10 protein-coding genes are annotated in these 18,992 nt (G+C 50.9%); 2 read left to right on the forward strand and 8 right to left on the reverse strand.

Annotated elements, in window-relative coordinates:
- The first annotated feature begins 44 nt into the window (after nucleotides 1-44).
- Together DW800_RS18610 and buk are read left to right on the forward strand one after the other, a co-directional pair.
- Nucleotides 45-965 carry a phosphate acyltransferase gene (locus DW800_RS18610; protein WP_117704101.1) on the forward strand — a complete coding sequence of 307 codons (921 nt, stop codon included), beginning with the start codon at nucleotides 45-47 and terminating at the stop codon, nucleotides 963-965.
- Between the two features lie 44 nt (nucleotides 966-1,009).
- On the forward strand, nucleotides 1,010-2,092 hold the full coding sequence (buk, locus tag DW800_RS18615) for a butyrate kinase (protein ID WP_005830498.1): 1,083 nt from the start codon (nucleotides 1,010-1,012) through the stop codon (nucleotides 2,090-2,092).
- A 154-nt stretch (nucleotides 2,093-2,246) separates the two neighbouring features.
- Here buk and DW800_RS18620 read toward each other — a convergent pair whose 3' ends face one another.
- The 8 genes from DW800_RS18620 to DW800_RS18655 form a co-directional block, all read right to left on the reverse strand.
- A complete protein-coding gene (locus DW800_RS18620; RefSeq protein ID WP_117704100.1) occupies nucleotides 2,247-4,175 on the reverse strand; it encodes an MGH1-like glycoside hydrolase domain-containing protein in 1,929 nt (642 codons plus the stop codon).
- Nucleotides 4,176-4,195: 20 nt separating this feature from the next.
- Nucleotides 4,196-7,339 carry a glycoside hydrolase family 2 TIM barrel-domain containing protein gene (locus DW800_RS18625; protein ID WP_117704099.1) on the reverse strand — a complete coding sequence of 1,048 codons (3,144 nt, stop codon included), beginning with the start codon at nucleotides 7,337-7,339 and terminating at the stop codon, nucleotides 4,196-4,198.
- A 72-nt stretch (nucleotides 7,340-7,411) separates the two neighbouring features.
- Nucleotides 7,412-8,014 carry a lysine exporter LysO family protein gene (locus tag DW800_RS18630; RefSeq protein ID WP_005830487.1) on the reverse strand — a complete coding sequence of 201 codons (603 nt, stop codon included), beginning with the start codon at nucleotides 8,012-8,014 and terminating at the stop codon, nucleotides 7,412-7,414.
- Nucleotides 8,011-8,289, reverse strand: a complete 279-nt coding sequence (locus DW800_RS18635; RefSeq protein WP_016272434.1) for a LysO family transporter — start codon at nucleotides 8,287-8,289, stop codon at nucleotides 8,011-8,013. The genes DW800_RS18630 and DW800_RS18635 overlap by 4 nt, the downstream gene beginning before the upstream one ends.
- A 101-nt stretch (nucleotides 8,290-8,390) precedes the next feature.
- Nucleotides 8,391-11,627, reverse strand: a complete 3,237-nt coding sequence (locus DW800_RS18640) for a glycoside hydrolase family 2 TIM barrel-domain containing protein (RefSeq protein ID WP_118264274.1) — start codon at nucleotides 11,625-11,627, stop codon at nucleotides 8,391-8,393.
- A gap of 69 nt (nucleotides 11,628-11,696) precedes the next feature.
- Nucleotides 11,697-13,706, reverse strand: coding sequence for an MGH1-like glycoside hydrolase domain-containing protein (locus tag DW800_RS18645; RefSeq protein WP_044467897.1), 2,010 nt, complete (start codon nucleotides 13,704-13,706; stop codon nucleotides 11,697-11,699).
- A 126-nt stretch (nucleotides 13,707-13,832) separates the two neighbouring features.
- A complete protein-coding gene (locus DW800_RS18650) occupies nucleotides 13,833-15,368 on the reverse strand; it encodes a RagB/SusD family nutrient uptake outer membrane protein (protein WP_005834532.1) in 1,536 nt (511 codons plus the stop codon).
- A 28-nt stretch (nucleotides 15,369-15,396) separates the two neighbouring features.
- Nucleotides 15,397-18,474, reverse strand: a complete 3,078-nt coding sequence (locus DW800_RS18655) for a SusC/RagA family TonB-linked outer membrane protein (RefSeq protein WP_119958260.1) — start codon at nucleotides 18,472-18,474, stop codon at nucleotides 15,397-15,399.
- Between the last annotated feature and the right edge of the window lie 518 nt (nucleotides 18,475-18,992).

Raw genomic sequence — 18,992 nt, forward strand, 5'->3', positions numbered from 1 at the left:
TATTTCTCGACATTTTTTTAGATATTTGCTAAAAATCTAACGTTATGGAACCGATACGGAACTTTGCCCAGTTAACAGCCCACCTGAAAACCTTGAATAAGAGGAAACGTATTGCGGTAGTTTGTGCCAATGACCCTAATACAGAATATGCCATATCCCGTGCCTTGGAGGAAGGGATTGCGGAATTCTTGATGATTGGCGATTCTGCCATATTGGAAAAATATCCCACCTTGAAGAAATATCCTCAATATGTCAGTACCTTGCATATAGAAGATTCCGATGAGGCTGCACGTGAGGCGGTGCGTATCGTACGCGAGGGTGGAGCGGACATCCTGATGAAAGGCATCATCAATACCGACAATTTGCTACGTGCCATTCTGGACAAGGAACATGGTTTGTTGCCTAAAGGAAAGATTCTGACCCATCTGGCCGTGATGCAGATACCTACTTACGATAAACTGCTCTTTTTCTCCGATGCTGCGGTCATTCCCCGCCCGACGCTGCAACAGCGCATTGAAATGATTTGGTATGCCATCCATACTTGCCACCATTTCGGGATAGAGCAGCCACGTATCGCGCTGATTCATTGCACAGAGAAGGTCAGCGCCAAATTCCCCCATTCATTGGACTATGTGAATATTGTGGAACTGGCGGAAGCCGGAGAGTTCGGCAATGTCATCATCGACGGCCCGCTGGATGTGAAGACCTCTTGTGAGAAGACGAGCGGCAACATCAAAGGCATTGTATCACCGATTGACGGGGAGGCGGATGTGTTGATATTCCCAAACATCGAATCGGGCAATGCTTTTTATAAGGCTGTATCTCTGTTTTCTCATGCCGATATGGCCGGGTTGCTGCAAGGACCCTCATGTCCGGTGGTATTACCGTCGCGTAGCGATTCCGGTTTGTCCAAATATTACAGCATTGCCATGGCTTGCCTGACCAGCGGGGTGAAAGAACCTTGATTGTAATTAGTAATTTGTAGTTCGTAATTTGTAAATCGTAATCAATGAAAATACTGGCAGTAAATCCCGGTTCCACCTCGACAAAAATTGCTGTCTATGAGGATGAAACTCCCCGTCTGGTACTCAACATCCGGCATTCGGTGGAGGAGCTTTCCCAATTTCCCCGCATCATCGACCAGTTCGAATTCCGCAAGCACTTGGTGCTGGAAGCGCTGGAGGCCAATGACATTCCCTTTAAGTTCGATGCCATCGTCGGCCGTGGGGGATTGTTGAAACCCATTCCTGGCGGTGTGTATGCCGTGAACGATGCCATGTTGGACGATATGCTCCACGCCATGCGTACCCACGCCTGCAACTTAGGTTGTCTGATAGCCCACGAACTTGCCGCCATGCTGCCCGGCTGCCCCTCTTTCATAGCCGATCCCGGCGTGGTGGACGAACTGGACGATGTGGCACGCATCACCGGTTCGCCTCTGATGCCCAGCATCACCATCTGGCACGCCTTGAACCAGCGAGCCATCGCCCGGCGCTATGCTGCCGAGCGTAGTGCCCTGCAGCCCGAAGCTCCCGTGCATTACGAAGACCTCAATCTGATTGTCTGTCACTTGGGTGGAGGCGTTTCCGTAGGAGTCCACCGCCACGGCCGTGCGGTGGACGTGCCTAATGCCCTCGACGGTTTCGGTCCTTTTTCGCCCGAACGTGCAGGTACCCTGCCCGCCGGGCAGCTGATAGACCTTTGTCACTCGGGGCGTTACACTACCGAAGAACTGAAGAAACGTATTTCCGGCAAGGCGGGACTTGCCGCCCATTTGGGTACTACCGACATTCCCGCCATAGAGAGGCGCATCGCTGAGGGAGACACCCATGCCGCTTTGGTGCTTGATGCCATGATTTACCGCATTGCCAAGGAGATAGGCGGTGCTGCTGTTGTGCTTTATGGCAAGGTGGACGCCATTCTGCTTACGGGAGGTATGGCACATTCCGAGTACATCACTTCGCGGTTGCAGGAGCGCGTGTCTTTCCTTGCTCCCGTCCACGTCTATCCCGGAGAAGACGAATTGGAAGCATTGGTAATGAATGCGCTGGGAGCTTTGCGTGGAGAGCTTCCGGTGCAGGTTTACCGATAATAATCATATCGCTTTTGTTCTTCATGAAAGTGTCATAACTCGCCACAGATTACACAGATTCACGCAGATTTTTTTAGTTTATTGATATCTGACATATTTATCTGTGTGAATCTGTGTAATCTGTGGTGAGTTATGACATATATGGAATCCCGGTTTACTTACCGTAATCGTCGTACATCATCAACAGATGTGAGGAGCTCCAGCTGAAATGGGGAGCTTTCAGGCGTTCGCCGGTATGGGTTCCGTAGTTCTCGTGGATGGGAGCACCCTCTTTCAGCCCACTCAGGCGGTCGAAGACTTGCAGCGTATATTCATCTGCCAGCTGGTTGTAGCCGTAGTTGCGCAGTCCACGGATGGCAAAGTAGGTCTGGTCCAGCCAGATGGGGCCACGCCAGTAGCCGCGCGGATTGTATTTGGGATTGTCGGCGGCAATGGTCGGGAAGGGGATATACGTGGAGAACTTTGCCGTATCTTGAAGCATGGGCAGCATGCTGTCCACTTGCGCTTGTGTGGCAATCCGGGTCCACAACGGAGTGTAGGCTTCGCAGCCCGGCTCTTCGATGAATGAACCGTCCTTCAGGCGGCGATCGCAGAAGAAGTTGATGTTCTTGTCAAAGAAATAGTCGGCTACCTGACTACTGTAGTCCGGTGCGTCGAAAGGTATCTTCAGCAGGCTGGAGAATTTCTTCAGCAGTTTGCATTCCAGTGCCAGATAAGCGTTCAAGTCCACACTCTCCTGATCCATACTCCAGGCATCCTCGTAGCCTTCGTTTTTCAGCATCACGGCGCCGTCAAAACGGATGGCGTTGTCCATGCCGCTTTCCCAGGCGGCAGCTTCCAGTGTTCCGTCGGTAGCACCGTATTCGCACATGCCATTGCGGTTGTGGTCGCGCTTCTCGTACCACCATTTATAATAGGAGAGCAGTTGCGGATACATCTCGGCAACGAAGGCGGTGTCACCCGTATGGATAAATATTTCATCGACAGCCCAGCATACCAAGGGAGGTTTGCTGTCACGGGCATTGTTCTCGGAGGGGTCAGTGTAGATACAGTCGATAATCATGCCGTCCGGTTGCTGGTAGTCGAACATGGCTCGGATGTTGTTCTTGGCCAGTTCGGGGTCGAATTTGGCGGTTCCGGCACTGAAGCGCCAGCTATCCCATGCCCAAAAGCCGACGAAATAGCCTACGGCATGGCTCGGGATGATACCTTCGTGAAGCAATCCACCGCGGTGTGTCCGCCAATTGGAGATGAGCGTGGTGACGGCTTTCACGGCGATACGGTCATATTCGGGCTTCATGTCCTTGCGCAGTATCTTGGTGAGGTAACCTTCCCAACGTTCGGCATTGGCTTGCAGGGCGGGGGCGGGATTGTTGAGCAGGCTCGGCAGGTTTTGCAGGTTGGCAGTCATCTCTTTTTCGGAAGTGAAGAAAGAGATGGCTACGTTGACAGGGTAGCGCGGAGAGCGGACGAGGGCTGTATAGTTATTGTCGGTCTTGGCCAGCTCTACATTAGGAGTGAAGGTCACGGTTACGGTTTCGCCACTGGGATGACGGGCGATGACGGAGTTCTGTTCTACGCTGACGGTGATGTCTTTGCCCCATTGGCTACCGGAGAGCAGCAGGTCTTCAGCCGTGTCGGCTTCGATGCGCAGCAAGGCGGTCGAGGCACTTGTGAAGTTGAGCCGTTGCGTGATGCTCCCGTGGGTGGAATGTGCCGACATATAGAGCTCGCCGGGGTAATAGCAAGTGGAATCCGGAACAAAAATGTTTTGTGTATCTTTGGCAAAGCCTACGACGGCGGCTGACTGTGCCATCCACTGGCGGCGGAACATATCGAGGCTGAAGGGGCCGCAGAAGCCGTTGACCCATTGTTGCCGTTCGGGCAGCGTGAAGCCCATCCACGAGCCGGCGTCGGTGAACCAACCGTAGCAGCGGTGCAGAGTGTCGGGAGTGTAGGAGATGTCCAGTATGTCGGCGAAGGCATACCGTTTCTCCGTAGTGCTTTTCATGCCGGGGGTGCAGGCTGCGATGCCTGCAGCCAACAATGTGAAGCAGAGTATGCGTATAAATTTGTATTTCATATGAATGAGGTATTTAACGGTTATTTGTGCGCTTGTTCCGCCGCATCATCCTCCGGTGCGAGAGGGGCGAGCGTGAAGCTGTATTTCCATTCGTGCGGAGTGATGGTGTACTCGGGATGAACTTGTGCTCCCCAGGTATTGTCACCGCCTACGCCCATCTGCTTGTGGTCGATGTTGAGCCATATCATATCTTTCTTCTGGATGCTTCCACCGTGGCGGCGCTCCATCTGTGAGGGACGGTATTCAATGTCCTCCATCGGGAAGTTCCAGGCGCTTACGCTCAACGGTTCCTCGCCCACTACCAGCAGACCTTCACCGGCAGCATTGCGCAGGGCCACCCAGCGTACGTCACAATGATTGGCCGTCTCTTGGGCACGTACATACGGATGGAATTGTTCCCACACCGTGGCGTTGTAGAGGCCTATCAATGCTCCCGTCTTGCGGTCGGCGTACGTCTCTTGCGGACCACGGCCCAGCCAGGTCATCATTTCATATTCGGCAGGGAGTATCATGCGCATGCCCAGACGAGGCATCTCGCTCAATGGCTTCTTGCCGGGGGTGAAGTGCATGGTTACCTGAACCTTGCCGTCGGGAGTGATTTTGTAGAGAGTCTGCAAATCAGCATCTTGTTCTTCCATGCGGTAGGTCGCAGTGACAGTAGCCGTTTGTCCGGCTTCTGCAACTTCGATGTTCTGCAGTTTGGCATCGCGTCCGGCGTTTCTCCAGGTGCCGCAGCGTATCAGGTGCCCATTTGGAATATCATTATCGGTCAACGGGCGCCAGAAGTTGGGTTGTAGCCCTTCTTTAATCAGATTCTTTCCGGTGTAGTTCAACTCTGTCATTTCACCGTTTCGGGTAGAGAAAGCTACCTGGAAGTTGTTGCCTTTCACGGTCAGTGTTTCGTTGTTGCGGTCTACGGTCAGCGTTCCTTCCACCGGCTGAACGGTTTTGGCTGACGGTGCAGAAGGCAATTCCCATTGTTCGATGGCAACCTCGTGTCCTTTCGGTACTAATGGCGCTTCGTGCTTGGTGAATGCACGCAGTGTGAGGAAATACTCCTTGCCGTCGGCAGGCAGCGCTTTCAGTGGCAATTCTATGTTGGCAGAGTTTCTGGGAGCAATCTTGGGGAAATCCATCTCACCGTTCTGAACGGTCTTGCCGTCGCATTCCACTGCCCAGCGGAGGGTATATCCTTCCAATCCGATGAAATCGTGCCAGTTGGTGACCTTTATCTTGTTCGGGGTGAAGGCAAGCGGTTCGAAGTGGATGTATTGCAATACCTTCTTCACTTCGTAAATGTGCGGGTGCGGGGTGCGGTCGGCAGCAACCAGGCCGTTGGCACAGAAGTTGGAGTCGTTGACGACACCTACAAATCCCATGTCGCCGCCAAAAGCCCAGATGTCGCGCTGGTTCTCGTCCTTGATGGCAAACGTCTGGTCTACCCAGTCCCAAATGAAACCGCCTTGCAGCTGGTCGTACTTATAAATCAAGTCCCAGTAGTCCTGGAAGTTTCCTACGCTGTTACCCATGGCATGGGCATATTCGCAGAGAATCATGGGGCGGGCATCACGCTGGTTCACGTGTTGGCGCAACCTCCAGATGCGTGCGTACATGGGGCAATAGATGTCGCTCTTAGAGTTGTAACCACCCCCTTCGTATTGTACGGGACGGGTGGGGTCTATCTTCTTGGTATAGTCATACAGAGTTTCGAAGTGCTTGCCGTAGCCCGACTCGTTGCCCATGGACCAAGTCACGATGGCGGAGTAGTTACGGTCGCGCGCAATCATACGGCTCATCCGCTGCATGAAAGGCACCTCCCAGTCGGGGTAGTTGGCAAGGGTCTCATCTTTGTGGAACATCATGCCGTGGCTTTCGATGTTGGCTTCGTCTACCATATAGAGGCCGAACTCCGTGCAAAGTTCGTACCATGCATGGTTGTTCGGGTAGTGGCAGTTGCGCACGCCGTTCAGGTTGAACTGCTTCATCAGTTGGATGTCGTGTATCATGGAAGCTACGCTGACGGTGCGCCCTTTGACGGCTTCGTGCTCGTGGCGGTTCACTCCCTTGAAGAGGACGGCCCGGCCGTTAATCATCTGCATGCCGTTCATCATTTCCACGGTACGGAAGCCGAAAAGGTGCGTAAAGGATTCCAGAGGTTTCCCTTGTGCATCAAAGGTGCTGACTACCAGCGTGTAGGTGTTCGGTGTTTCGGCATTCCAGGCTCGTGCATTCGGGAACACTTGCTGCTGGGTAAACAAAGTGTCTGTGGCAGAGGTTATGGACTTTTTCCGGTCATAGATAACCTTGTCCTTGTCCATTACCTTGACTTCCACCGTTTCTCCGGCTTTAGGCCGATGGAGGAATACGTCCAGCTTTAGTTCGCCATCCTTGTAGTTGTTTATCAGTTCCGCTGTCATCCGGAAGTCCTTGACGCGGCTCTGGGGGCGGGCGTAGAGATAAACACTCCGTTCGATGCCGCTGTATTTCCAGTAGTCCTGGCCTTCCAAGTAGGAACCGTCGCTATAACGGAATACTTTTACAGCCAGTCTGTTGTTGCCCTTCTTCAGCAGCTTGGTGATGTTGAAGTGCGACGGCAGGCGGCTGTCCTCGGCATAACCCGCCAATTCGCCGTTTACCCATACATAGTAGGCAGACTCCACTCCTTCGAAATCGAGGAAAACGTCCATGCCTTCCCAACCTGCCGGGATGGTGAACTCGCGGATATAAGCACCTACGGGATTGTAGTCGGTAGGCACGTAGGGCGGATTGGGCGGGAACGGATAACGGGTATCTGTATAGATAGGTGCATCGAAGCCTTGCAGTTCCCAGCTTCCCGGAACTTCAATTTTACCCCACTTGCGGGTACTGAATCCGGGCTTGTGAAAGTCTTTGGGGCAGAGGTCATTGTTCTTTGAAAAAAGAAATTTCCAGGTGCCGTCCAGAGTGATACGGCGTTCCGTTGCAGGATTAACGTCGAACCGTACGTCGGCGGGCAAGGCACGTTGTTTCAATGCGTTGGCTTCATTCGTAAACGGAGTGAAGTGGGCGTGCATCGGTTCTCTGTTCATTTCGTTGACTTGCGGGTTCTGCCACGGCTCGTTGTCGGCCAGGGCACCGGTGCAAAGCAGCGAAGAAAGGAGAAAGGTATAAAGTTTGGTTTTCATTATTAATAGGATTTAGTGATATAAAAATGGCTCTTGTCAGAGACCGGTGTCTGTCAAAAGAGGGTAAAAGCCCTATATCGAGCAGAACAATGTCACCAGGAACGGAACGCTGAAATCGACCACAAACCCGTGGAAGATGGAAACTACGACAAACTGCTGTCCGGCTGTCCGTGTGATGATCGGCAGTGTGGTGTCCATCGTCGTGGCTCCTCCGGCAGAGATGGGGGCAAGGTTTCCGAACCATCGTACCAGCAACGGGGCGGCCAGCAGTGTCAGAATCTCCCGGCTGATATTGGCAAGCAGGGCGATGGTGCCCAGCTCGGCTCCCTTGTATTCGGTAATGAAGATACTGGAGAGCGAGTAATAGCCGAATCCCGAGCCTACGGCCAGACAGTCCGTTATAGAACGGTGTGTCAGAATCAGACTGACGGCTGCCGAACCTGCCAGTGTTCCCAGTATCGTCATGATGGGCAGGAATACCAGTCGCGGATTGAGTGAACGGAAGTTCTTCAGGGTCTGCGGGTCGTTGCCTACGCTCAACCCTACACTGAACATCAGCGCGCAAAGCGCGTAGTAGCTGATATTGGTTTCTGCAATATCAAAAGGCAGCAGATGGCACACACCACAAATCGTACCCAATACAAAAAAGCCCACAATGATAAGACTTCCTTTCATGCCCTGCCTCCTTTCCTTTTATACAAGGCTCTCCAGAGTGCCCAAGCAGCGATAACACTTCCCAAGGTCCCTCCCAAGGTGAGGACAACGGCTTCATATCCGATGGTATGGAGTCCTCTGATAATCTCTTCGTTACTTCCTACCTCAATACCGAGGATAAACAGTAGCAGCCAGATAAGCAGGGTGATGATTGGATGGACCTTCTTTAAGTCCCGTTTCCGTAAGAGGTAGCCCAGCAGCATTCCTGTGAGCATTAGTCCGATGATTGTAAACATTGTCTGTATGGTTTTGTGAATAGATGGAAAGCTGTCTTACCCTCAAAAGCGCCTCCTGTTTAAAGAGGGGAAGGCGCTTCTGAGGTTTGACAATTGCAAAATTACTTCATTTCCAAATATCTTTGGTTCTCTTTCACTCCTTTTTCTTGTGCAGGGCATAAGCGGAATGAGAATTCCATCTTACGGGCAGGAATCAGGTATGGTTGATGCGGGTAGGCTCCCCAACTGGTATCTCCACCCACACCCATCTGCTTGAAGTCTATGTTCCAAGTCACCATATCTTTGGGTTGGATGTCTGAGATATGGCGTTGTGACTTGCGTGTGCCGGGTTCATCCAAATCTTCTGTCGGGAAGAGGTAGGCACTGCCGCTGATTGTGGGTGCACCGATAACCATCAGGCCATTGCCTTTCAAATCGGTGAGGCTCATCCAACGTACATCGGTCTTGTTGCCGTTTTCTTGTGGACGGTCGTAGGCGAAGTACTGTTCGGCTACGCTACCTTTGTACAGACCCACGAAGGAAGAACCGTTGCGGTCGCAATAGTTCTCGTGCGGACCTCGACCTAGCCATGCCATTTGGTCGTATTGCTTGTTCAGGGTGATGCTCACACCCATGCGGGGCATCAAAGGTAAAGTGTCGTTGGCAGGAATGAAAGTACAGTTCACATCGAGGCTGCCTCTCGGTGAGAAGCGGTAGCGGACAATGAATTCCGAACCGGCAACTTCTTCGGGCAGACGGTAGTGTGACACTACTTCATAGCCATCTTTGTCGAGCGCTGTTTTCTCCAATGAGGTGAGTTTGGCGCCACGTCCGGCTTCACGCCACGGGCGCAGGGTCTTGTTCATGTCGTTGCCCATGTCATTGTCCGTCACCGGACGCCAGAAGTTGGGACGCAGTGCTTCCTTAATCATCTCTTCCTTGCCTTCCTTGAACGAGCAGAGTGCTCCGGTGGCTTTGTCGAATCCTACACTGACATTTCCGGCAGTGAGGACAAGTAGGGCTTCGCTGTCGCTTGCCGTCACGTTGCCTGAGGCAGCTTTGGGGGTAACAGCCTTATAGAAGGGAAGCTTCACTTGTTCGGCAGCCAATTGTGTACCGGCCTTCAGCAGACCCTCGTCGCGCTTCTGGCTGGCATAGAAATTCAGGTAATATTCTACTCCTTCGGTGGAATGTATGGTGGGGAACTGTGTCCGGAATACGCCTGTCTGTTGGGCGGGCAAATCTACATTATCTATGCGTCCTTGTGCCAATACTTCGCCGTTGCCTTCCAAACGCCAAGTGAAGTCAAAGTCATTCAGGTTGGTGAAGAAGAACTTGTTTCTAAGCTCTACCAATCCTTCGTGATAATCGAGCAATCTGAAAGCCATATTCTGGTACACCCGTTTCACTTCATGTATGTGGGGCTTCAATGTGCGGTCTGCGGCAATCAGGCCGTTCATGCAGAAGTTGGCCGAGCTTGGAGTGCCTTCGGGGGCAAGGTCGCCGCCGTAGGCCCAGTAGAACTTACCGTCGTCGGTCTTGTTGTAAAGACCCTGGTCCACCCAGTCCCAGATGTGACCGCCTTGTAGAGAAGGGTACTTCTCGATGATGTCCCAGTAGTCTTGCAGATTGCCCACACTATTACCCATAGCATGAGCGTATTCGCAGAGGATGAGGGGCATGGTGGGCAGATAGAGAGCATGGTTTATCAACACGTCTATCTTCTTGTACATGGGGCAGAAGATGTCGGTGAAAGGACGGTTTTTGCCAGAGTCCTCGGAGTGTACGGGGCGTTGGGAACGGTCGTGGGCATGAATCCAAGCATAGGTGGCTTGGAAGTTACAGCCTGAGCCGGTTTCGTTGCCCAATGACCAAATAATGACGCAGGGGTGGTTCTTGTCGCGTTCAAACATACGTTCTGTACGGTCGATGAAAGCCTTCTGCCATTCGGGTTGGTTGGCGAGGCATTGGTCGGGTTTGTAGCCCATGCCGTGGCTTTCGATGTTGGCCTCGTCCACTACATACATGCCGTAGATGTCGCACAGTTCATACCAGCGCGGGTCGTTGGGGTAGTGGGAGGTGCGCACGCTGTTGATGTTGTTTTGTTTCATCAGTTCCAGGTCGCGTATCATGGAGGCTTCGTCCACTACATGGCCGTGGTAAGGGTCGTGTTCGTGGCGGTTTACGCCCTTGATGTAGACGGGTTGCCCGTTGACGAGTAACTGTGCATGTTTGATTTCCGATTTGCGGAATCCGATGTTGCGGCAGATGTACTGTGTCTGGCCGTTGGCACGCAGTGTAATCATCATCTGGTATAGGTTGGGCTTCTCAGCACTCCACAGTAGGGGCGCTTCGATGTGTTTCAGGAAGTGCAGCTTGTTGTCTTTGGCGCGTTGGCGTTCGGTGTAGATGACTTTTCCCTCTTTGTCCGTCAGGCTCACTTCCACTTCGGCACCTTTTACCTTGGGCGTTTGAGTACGTTGGGAGTTTTGGGCATTGTCCAGTTCCACATAGAGGTGGAAGTCGGCGTCCTTATACTCGTTGTCGAGGTCGGTCACTACTTCAAAGTCGCGCACGTGGATGTTGGGACGGGCATAAAGGTACACATCACGTTGTATACCTGCAAAGCGCCAGTAATCCTGATCCTCTAAGTAGTAGCCGTCGCTGAACTTGAATACCTGCACGGCAATCTCGTTCTGTCCGGTTACTGCATAGGGGGTGATATCGAACTCACTGGGGGTCTTGGAATCTTGCGAGTAACCCACCTTTTCACCGTTGACCCACACATAGAAAGCTGAGGCCACGCCTCCGAAGTGGAGGACGATTTGCTTGCCTTTCCAGTTGGCAGGGACGTTGAATGTGCGTTTGTAGGAACCTACGGGACTGTTTTCCACGGCAATGAGTGGCGGGTTGCGCTTGATGCCGTAGCCGGCACCTACATAGAAAGGATGGCCATAGCCTTCCATTTCCCAGTTGGCGGGCACTTTGATGTTGCCCCATCCGCTTACATCGTGGCCTTTTTCAAAGAAGTCCATCGGGCGCTGGTCCGAACGGGGAACAAACTGAAACTTCCAGGTACCGTTCAACGACTGAAAATATTCCGATTGACTCTTGTCGTTCTTCACTGCTTTCTCTTTGGTGGTGTAGGCCATGAAGGTGGCGGCGGAAGGCAGACGGTTGATGTGCAACACATCAAAGTTTTCCCAATCGTTGTCCGAGTGAGGATATTTGTCGGTTCTTACGGCGGTTTCCGCTTTCTTGGTGTCGCCCGTCTTGTTCATGGGTGTACCGTCGTACTGTGCAAATGCGCATAACGGTAGCATCAGTGCGAGGGTGCAGATTGAATGTATCTTATTCATATTCGTATGCTTTTAATGATGTATAATCGTTTGTCTTTTCAGACTTTTGAGAGTTGTTTTGCGTGAGAGTTACTCATCGAGCAGCATCTTGATGATACATGCCGAACTCCAGCCGAAGTTAGGCGAATTGAGCGCTTCGCCGGTCAGCGGGTTGTAGTTCTCGTGGATAGGGCCGTCGGTGGTGAGTCCTTGGGCGTTGTTGATGAACTTCTCAGTCAGTATGTCGGCTTCCCGGTCGAAACCATAGTTGCGCAGGCCGGTGATACCGAAGTACACTTGGTCTACCCAGACCGGGCCGCGCCAGTAGCCGCGCACGGGACGCAGGCGAGGATGGCTGATGTCCAAGGTACCCAATGGAAGGGTGGAGTTGAACTTCTGCGGGTCCATCATCTTCTGCATCACCTGTTTGGCCTGTTCGGGAGTGGCGATGCCTGCCCAGAGTGGCAGCCAGCATTCGGCACCCATCACTTTGATGTGCTCGCCGGTATCGATACGGGTGTCGTAGAAGAATCCGGTTTCCTTGTCCCACATCTTTGTCTGTACGAATTCCTTAATGACTTTGGCTTCGGCATTAAGCTGTGCCGCCAGTTCGGGCTTGTTCAAGAGGGTTGCCATTTCGGCGAGGATGGTCTTGTCTACGTAGAGGAACGAGTTCAGGCAGATGTTCTCCTGGTTCATGGACCATGCCTTCTCGCTGTTTTTCTGCATCACGGCATCGTCAAAGCGTACGCCGTTGTCCATGCCGCTTTCCCAACAGGCAGCAATGAGAGTGCCGTCGGTGGAACCGTATTCGCAGATGCCGTTGTGATTGTGGTCGCGCTCGGCATACCACCACTGATGGAACTTATAGAGCTTGTCGAACATTGTTTCGAGGAATTTCTTGTCGCCGGTAGCTTTATACACGTTCATGGCTCCCCAGGCGGCTACGGGCGGTTTGGCATCGCGCCAGTTATTGTATTTCTTGTTGTAGCTGATGAAGTCGGGTACCATGCCGTTATCGGCTTGATAGTCGAAGAGGGTAATCATTTCGCTTTTGGCTATCTCCTCGTTGAAATGTACGTTGCCCGAAGCAATCTTCCAGGAGTCCCACGACCAGATGCCGTTGATGAATCCGTTGTACGACGGGTTGCTGCCGCCATGCAGGATGTCACCGGCAGGGGTGCGGTAGTTGCTGTTTAGGGTCATCATTGCTTTTACGAGTACCTTGCGGTATTTGTTGTCCTTGAGGTACTTGCTGTTTCCGCTCAGCAACGAAGCGATTTGTGCGTTCCATTGCTGTTCGTTTAGTTCAAAGCAATTGTCTATATTCAGCGTTGCTATGGCAGCCAGTTCTTTGGCTGTGTCTTCACCGCGCAGCGTTAGGGTTTGGGTCATCTCCGACTGATAAGTCTTGCCGGGTTCCAGGGTCATTTCACTTTTTTCTGTGACGTGCAGGCTATCGCTCCCCACAGCCTGAATCTTGTCTGCTGTGAGGAATCGGATTACCGTGTTCGTGGAATCTTTGGGGCGGATGAAAGAGAGACCTTTATCTATGCTGCTTACGACAGAGGTAGGCTCGTATACGCCTCCGTTCCAGTCGAAGCTGACCTTTACCGGTTTTTGGCTCATATTCTTCACGATTGAACGTATGGCTACGGAACGTGAGGTGAGGTAGCACAATTCGGTAGTGAAGTTTAAGTTCTCATCGTTGTATTCCTGTATCAGTTTGCCGGGGAGGTATCGGGTGGTCTGTACATTGTACACCATCCTATACTGTTCGCCGTTCACCCACAGCGTAGGTTCGGCGAGTCCGGCAGCTATCCATCCGCGTCCGGTCATGACCATAGGTCCCATGAAAGCACCGGCATGGCGACGGTTTTCGTTGTCGGGCAGTGAGTATGCCATCCAAGCACCTTTGTCGGCAAAGACGTAGGCATCCCAGTCTACGGCTCCGGCGGGAGTGTTCTTTATGTTGATAAGATTACAGAAGTCCGCTTGCTTGGATAAAAGCGGTTCTGAAGAAGTGGGAGCTTTGACGCACGAGGTCAGTATGCAGGCAACGATGCCAGTCAAAGCGATGTTTTTATTTGGATGTCTCATGGTAAATTAAGTATATGATGAAATGAAGTCTTGAAACAGAGAGTTCTATTAAAAGCAATCTCTATCGGATGGGATCCCGTTTCCGGCATTTCGCTTCCGATAGAGACTGAGTTGTAGGGTTATCGGTTATTTTGTGTAACCTTCGTTTTGCACCCAATCAGGATTCATCAGGAATTCTTTGTGAGGGATAGCGAGTCTGATATGCTTGGTCGATATGAAATTGCTTGCGAAAGGCTTTTCATGACTCTTAAGTGCGTCTTCCACAATGCCCCAACGGATGAGATCATACCAGCGTGAGCCTTCGAGGGCCAGTTCGCAAGGACGTTCCACATCCTGCAGGTGCTTCAGCACTTGTTCTTTACTTAGGGTGTCGGACAGTGGCGTTACGTGTACACGGTCACGTACTTTGTTGATGTATTTGATGGCTTCTTTAGAGTTTCCTTCATCGTTCAGACACTCGGCATAGAGCAACAGGATGTCCGCATAGCGGATGAGGGGGATGTTGAAACCGGAATAATCCCAGTAATCACCCAATGACTTGTCGTAAGTCACATATTTGCGCCAGTAGATATTGTCTTCTTGGTGGTAATCACTGAATCCTTTGCCGTCTTCGTAATAGAACGGACGGGATTTGGGATCGTCGAAAATGATAGTCTCATACAATCGGTCGCTGTATTCCCCATCTTCGGTGAGGTCTTTCTTCAGTGTATTGAATAACCATTTGGACGGATATGCTTCCTCGTATGCGCCACAGCCACTGTCGGGACCCAAGTGCAAGGTAAAGAGATTGTATTCGTAGTGCCCGCCTTCCAGACTTCCGGTGAACTGTACTTCAAGGATGGATTCCTTATTGTTCTCGTGTAGTCCGTTGAAGTTGTCGCCATAGTTCTCCATCAGTTCATATCTGTGACTGTCAATGACTTTCCAGAATTCTGTTTTGGCTTTGGCCTTTTCGCCGATGAACATATAGTATTTGCCTAAGAGTGCTGCGGCAGTATATTTAGTGACGCGTCCGGCCATGTTTGTATTCCATTTTTCGGGAAGGTTGGCTTGACATTCACTCAGTTCTGTCTCGATGAAAGTCTTCAGTCTGCCGGCTTCTACCTGAGGAGGATAGAATTCCTCTTCGGTACCTTCGAGTTCGTGCTCGAACATTGGTAGTCTTTCACCGAAGTTGATGAAGAGACGGTAGTAGTAGAAAGCTCTCAGAAAACGTGCCTCGGCAATACTGGTCGCTTTGGTCTGCTTGATGCCTTCGTCATCGTTGTCGGGCACATTGGGAATGTTGTCCAGACACTGGTTGCAATAGTTGATGCTGGTATAGAGGTTGGTCCATTCATCGTTGGGCACGTAGTTGGTCGATTCGTTGTTGTACATGGCCAGTTCCATCCAGGCGGTCACGTCGGGGCGGTAGTCCAGCTCGTCGCTGCGGTAGTTGTCTATCACAATGTAGCGTTCGAAAGGTTGCGCCCATTCGATGGTAGGCTGTAGTCCAGCGTAGGCTGCGGTAAGTCCTTTGAGGATGTCGGATTCGCTCTTCCAGAAGTTTTCGGGGTCCAGTGAGTTGGGGTTTCTGTCTTCATCCAGGAAATTTCCGGTACATGAAGAGAGTGCCAGGCCTCCTAAGACTGAGGCGCACAATAATATATTCTTTAATTTCATAATCATCTTTTTTAAAGTTTTGGTTCAATTAAAATCCGAATTTAATACCGGCCATGAAAGTGCGGCATAGAGGTGATGAAGCATAGTCGTAACCCATGCGGTCAATACCACCGTTGGTAGAGGGGTCATAGCCACTGTAACCGGTGATGGTAAAGATGCGTGTACCACCTACATAGAAACGGAGGTTGCTGATGCCCAACTTACCACAAACTGTAGCAGGCAGGTTGTAGCCCAGTTGCAAGTTGTTCAGGCGGAAGAAGTCGCCTCGTTCGATGAAACGGTCGGAAGTGCGAGCATTCTTGTTCGGGTCGCCGTATACGGCACGTGGAATGTTGGTGTTGGGGTTCTCCGGAGTCCATGCTTTCAGTGCGTTTCTGCCATAGTTGAACTTGGTATCCATACGTTCCAATTGATATTTGGTATAGTTGTAACGGTCTACACCGAGGTCACCGTAGAAGTTGGCTACCAAATCGAAGTTCTTGTAATTCAGTGTTACGTTGAAGCCGATAGAGGCCTTGGGGCAGCCGTTGCCCAGAAGCTTCTTGTCATCGCTGTCCAGCATGCCGTCACCGTTTTGGTCTACGAAGCGGAGGTCACCGGGTTCTGCGTTGGGCTGCATGGGAATCCAGTTGCCTTTGCTGTCCTTGCGTCCGTGTGATTCTTTCCAAAGTTTGGCTTCTGCTTCATTTTGGATGATGCCTGCGGTTTCGTAAGCCCAGAATTCACCGAAGTAACCACCCACGTAGGTACGTGAAGCACCATATTCGTACATATAGTTGGGGTCTGCCATTGATTTCAGTTTACTCTTGAAGTGGCTCAGGTTGAAGTCAAGGTCATACTTGAAGTCCTTACCTGCATTACCGTGGTAAATCAGTTGCATTTCCATACCGGTGGTGCGCAGTTCACCGTCGTTCACCGTCAGTGCACCGTAACCGGTAGACAGACTGATGTTCTTTTCGGAAAGCATGTCCTTGGTGTCCTTGATGTAACCTTCAATCGAGAATTCCAGTTTGTTGTTCCATAGGCTCATGTCCACACCGATGTTTTTGTAGAAGGTAGTTTCCCACTTGATGTTCCTTGAGGGGAGGCTACGTACTGCATATCCCTGGTTTACGACTTTGCCGTCGAAGGGGTAGTTGATGTTGTCGGCGTTGGAGTCCAATTTGGGAATGTAGAGATAGAGAGGTACCGATTGGTTACCGAGGGCGCCGTAGCTCATACGCAATTTGAAGGAGCTGACTGTTTCTTTCATATCTTCCCAGAAAGGTTCGTTGGCAATGTTCCAGCCTACTGATACAGAGGGGAAGAACCCCCACTGGTTACCGTCGGCAAAACGTGAAGAACCGTCATAGCGGAACGAGGCCATTAACATGTAGCGCATTTTCCAACTATAGTTCACACGGCCAAATACGGAACGCAAGCCGCTACGGGTCTTTTCACCTTGCACACCATAGTCTTTGCGTGCCTGGCCCAGAATGCCCATGTCGTTGTTCTCGAATTCGGAACCCGATGCACCCAATAGGTCGTAAGTGCTTTCTTCTTGTGAAGCTCCCAGCAGGAAGGCGAAGTCGTGACTGTCTTTGATGGTGAAGTTGTAGTTGGCAGTCAGTTCCAGCAGGTCGTTGACGCTTCTGGTGCGGGTCTGTGATAGTGAGGCGCTTTCGTTCCACTTCATGGCACCCAGTTCGTAAGTAGGTTTGAATACGCGGGTTTCGCGGAAAAGGAGGCTACGGCTTGCTTGTGCCTTGATTACCAGTCCCTTGATGGGCTCATATTGCAGATAGCCCGATCCTTTGATGTAATCTGTGGCGCGGGTGTTCTCAATCAGGTTATTATAACCTACCATGTTGGCAGCATCGCTCATGTTCATGCCGGGGATGGCACCACCGTATCCGCCGTCACAATTCTCGTCATACAGACGTGCGATAGGTTCCATGTTGGTCACTTGGTATATGCCGGGAAAACCTGAGTTGGCTTCCATTTCCGATTCCCAACGGCTGTAGTTTACTGATTCGCCCACTTTGAACTTGCCGCGTTTCATGTCTGAGTTTAAGCGGAAGCCATATTTCTCGTCACCCGTGCCGGTCACGATGGCTTCGTTTTTTGAATAGAATACGGACAAAGCTACGTTGGCATTCTCACTGCCACTAGTGTACCCCACATTGTATTTCTGTGTGAAGCCGTTGCGGTAGTATTCGTCCTGCCAATCGGTGTCGCCAAACTGTGTGGGGTCTTGCTCATAAGCCGCAATGTAAGCAGGCCAGTTTTTGGGGTTTTGACCGGCGTTTGTACGGGCCATCTTTGCCATGTGGATAAATTCTTCGGCATTGCAGACATCCAGTTTCTTGGCTATCTGATCCACTCCCCAATAAGCTGAGAACGTGATTTTGGGTTTGGATTTGGTACCACGGTAAGTCTCAATCAGGATAACGCCTGCGGCGGCGCGTGCTCCGTAAATAGCGGCGGTGGCAGCGTCTTTCAATACAGACATTGACTTGATGTCTTCGGGGTTCAGAAAACTCATATCACCCGGAACGCCATCGATAATTACCAACGGAGAGTTGTCTGTTCCATAAGTGGTTACACCGCGCACCTGCAGGCTGGGAGTGGAGCCGGCGGCACCGCTACCATAGTTAACTATCAAACCGGGAGCCATACCCTGCAGGGCAGTTTCGGCATTAGCGGTAGGTATGTTGTTTAGTTTATCGCCCGATACGGAACTTACCGAACCGGAAACATCCGATTTCTTTTGTGTGCCATAACCGATAACGACTACTTCGTCCAGTAGTTCGGTGTCTTCTTTCAGCACCACTTTCAATTCCTTGCGACCATTGAGGGCGATTTCTTGTGGAGCATAGCCCACGTAAGAGATAATAATAGTGGCTTTTGGGGAAACGCTGAGGGTAAAGTTACCGTCGATGTCAGTGATTACTCCATTTGTTGTTCCTTTCTCTAATACACTGGCTCCGATGACAGATTCACCGGAAACATCGGTTACGGTACCGTTCAGCTGAATGTTCTGTGCCAATGCGCCCATAGGCAGCATAAAAGCAAAGAAGAGAAGTAGCTGAATGACTCTTTCTTTGTAGTAGTTACTTTTACTCATTTGAATAAGTTTTTAAGGTTAATACTATTGGTTTTTCACAATGCTAAATTAAGCTTCATAAACAGGAATTGCTAATGAATGTTATCTACAAGCAGACTACAAGAGAGGGATATTCTTTGTTTTATTATCTACAAATAGTTTTGTAAGTATTTGATAAATAGGAGTAAATGAGATATTCTATATCTACAAAACTATATCCACATAAACTTTTCCCGATTTACATTAATTATTGAGTTGCGCAAGTAAACGGTGATTAGATGAAGAAGGAAACCAACTCTTTTAGAAATATCAAGCAACTCAAGTTTCGCAAGTCTTTTATAATCATTGATAAACAGTAGTATCTCAACTCTCCTCCTCGGAGGAGAGTTGAGATACTACTGTTTATCAATGATGTCCCTTGCAGATGTTTTATCTGCAAGCCATCTGTAAAAGAGGAAGTCGAGTATAAGACGGATGACATTCATATCTTATCTCTTGCAACAATAGTCCGTTAAATTTTTCGTAGGAACACAAGGTTA

The sequence above is a fragment of the Bacteroides sp. AM32-11AC genome, from assembly GCF_003603515.1.
GTDB classification, from domain to species: Bacteria; Bacteroidota; Bacteroidia; order Bacteroidales; family Bacteroidaceae; genus Bacteroides; species Bacteroides uniformis.